General features: G+C 53.3%; 1 protein-coding gene. It reads right to left on the minus strand.

Translation table 11 applies throughout. The features are described from left to right. Positions 1–244, minus strand: a 244-nt coding sequence (locus QN399_RS26560; protein ID WP_330201971.1) for a TolC family protein, incomplete at both ends; no start/stop codon positions are given.

Below are 244 nucleotides of genomic sequence, written 5' to 3' on the forward strand. Positions count from 1 at the left end.
GAATCCCTATGGTCTGAGCAATCAGTGCTTTGGCGTCCAGCATAAGCTTTTCGTTATTAGCCAAGTCGCTACGATCACGCTCCAGAATGATCTGTTCCTGGCTCAACTCGAACCTAGAGGCCGACCCCAACAAAAGCTGCCTCTCCAACATGGTGACTATGTTCTGCTGGATGTCGACCTGACGCTCGATAATCGAGTGGTGCTGGGTGGCGGCGTAAAGGTCAAGCAATGCGCTGCGGAGACG

This window comes from Pseudomonas sp. 10C3 (genome assembly GCF_036346185.1).
Classification (GTDB): domain Bacteria; phylum Pseudomonadota; class Gammaproteobacteria; order Pseudomonadales; family Pseudomonadaceae; genus Aquipseudomonas.